1 protein-coding gene is annotated in these 2505 nt (G+C 45.7%); it reads left to right on the forward strand.

Annotation, left to right across the window (positions count from 1 at the left end; all coding sequences use genetic code 11):
• On the forward strand, nucleotides 1-2505 hold a 2505-nt coding region (locus QUA01_RS26820; protein ID WP_442922028.1), incomplete at both ends, for a beta strand repeat-containing protein.

Raw genomic sequence — 2505 nt, forward strand, 5'->3', positions numbered from 1 at the left:
TGGCAAAATAACAGCTAACTCTACAGGAACTACCGCATTTAGTCAAACAGTCAATGCCGCGAGTTTGACTACAGATGCTGGCGGCACAACTCAAGTAAAGGGAAATGTCACTACAACCGGCAGTCAAACCTACGGAGATGCAGTGACAATTGCCAACAATCCGATTCTTTCAGGTGACAGCATTACTTTCAATAATACTGTGGACGGCACCAGCGATTTGACGGCTAACGCGGTGAGCGGTAATGTTACATTCAATGGTGCAGTTGGCAATACTACAGCATTAGGAAATATTACCGCTAACTCTACAGGAACCACCGCATTTAATGCCGTCAAGGCTGCTAGCATCACCACTAACACTGGCGGCACAACTCAACTGAATGGCAATGTGACAACTACGGGAAGTCAAACTTATGGAGATGCTGTCACTGTTGCCAATAATCCGATTATTTCAGGTGACAATCTTACTTTTAATGATACAGTTAACGGCAGTAGCGAGTTGACTGTGAATGGGGATACCGGTAATGTTACATTTAATGGTGCAGTTGGCAATGCTAATTCTTTAAGCAAGTTGCAAATTAGCGGAAAAAATATCAATGCAAATTCTGCGATTAACGTAGCTGGCAATATTGGAATTTCGGCTGATACTATCAATCTGCAAGGAACTTTGACCACTACCAATAACGGTACGCTAATAATTAGCAATACGGGCAATCTAAATATTTTAAATAATCTGAACTTAGACGGTGCATTTAATCAAAATGGCGCGGGAAGCGTTGCCCTGAGCGGAAATATTACCACAACTAATGACAACATTAGTTTTAGTGGGCCGGTGACATTAAATACTCCTGTAAATTTTACACTCGGAGATGCAACTATTGCTTTCGGTTCTAGTTTATCGGCAGGTAGTAACCCGCTGACTTTAACTGCCGGTGAAATTGATTTTTCAGGTAACGTTTCTGGTACGGGCGCGCTAAGGCTGCAACCAGCAACAGCAGGACAAAATATTGTGGTTGGCGGAACTGATAACAATACTAGCGCTTTAGATTTGACGCCATCGGAACTTAATTTTATTCAAAATGGGTTTAGCTCGATCGCGATCGGGCGATCGGATAGCACCGCCAAGGTTAGTATACCTAATAATCTCACATTTTTAGACCCCGTAACTATTCAAGGGGGAACTGGGACGATCGCACTTGATGGCACTCTGACGGGCAATGACAACAGCAGTATCGCCCTCAACGCTTCCACACTTAATTTAAATTCTGGCATCAATACCAATAAAAACCCGATCGCCCTTAACGGCACTATCCAACTCGGAAACGATATTAATCTCAGTACCGGCGGCGGAGATATTAAGATAGTTGGTGCGATCGACGGTAATCATTTGTTGAACTTAGATGCGGCTACAGGCAATGTGCTGGTACAAGGAAATATCGGAGGAACAGCACCACTTTCTGTTTTAAATGTTACCGCAACGCAGGCGGAATTCACTAACGGTAATATTGCGAGCAATTCGGGTTTTAATATTGCTGCTGGCAGCACTAAGTTAGGTGGCAATGTTACTACTAATCAGGGCAATATAAATATTAACGGTGTTCTCGGGTTAAGGAAAGATGCGATATTGAGTACAGCCGGGGGGAGTATTGCCTTTGGAGGTGCGATCGACAGTATTGATGCGGCCCGCAACTTAACTCTAGCCTCCGGTAGCGGCAGCATCACTTTCAACGATTCGGTGGGTGCCACCAGCAAATTAGGAAACCTTGCGATCGAAAATGCTGGCAATGTGACAGGAAACTCGACAATTAACGCGCAACAATTGACAGCACTAAATACGGAAAAAGTCAATTTATCGGGAGATGTCACCGCCGGCAAAGTCGATATTACTGCCAAGGGCGATATAAGTGTTAAAAATATTACTGCTAATGGCGGAGAAATTCTATTTACAAGCGGTAACAATTTCACCGCCGGCAATTTGAATACATCGGGAAACAGTGGCGGTAACATAACGGTTAAGGCGATAACTTCAATTACGGCCGGACAAATTAACTCTAGCGGTATAGTCGGAAATGCGGGCAATGTGTTCTTAGATCCGATCGGCGATATTCAAGTAGAGTTTATCAATGCCCAAGGCGGTACAGGCGGCACCGGTGGCGAGGTGACAGCAATAACAGGCAATTTTTTCCGCGCTACGGGTACTTTTTCCACCCCACTGTCGCCGACGGGATTTGCTAGCATTTCTACTGCTGGCGGCACAGGTGGTGGCAAAATTACAATTGTGCACGCTGGGGGAGATGGAGGGACGCCGATTCAACCATTTGTGGTGGGGAATGCTGCTAGCAACGGTACGGCGGGTGCAATTACAACGGGACAATCTAGCATTACATCGCAGTCGTTTCCGCGTTCTAGTAGTGTTGGTAATATTGTGTTTTCGACTGACGCCGCGATCGACCCGACGCCAACGCCAACTCCCCCTCCGACGCCAACGCCAACTCCCCCTGAGGTTGT

Source organism: Microcoleus sp. S36a_B3, from assembly GCF_036700745.1.
GTDB lineage: Bacteria > Cyanobacteriota > Cyanobacteriia > Cyanobacteriales > Microcoleaceae > Microcoleus.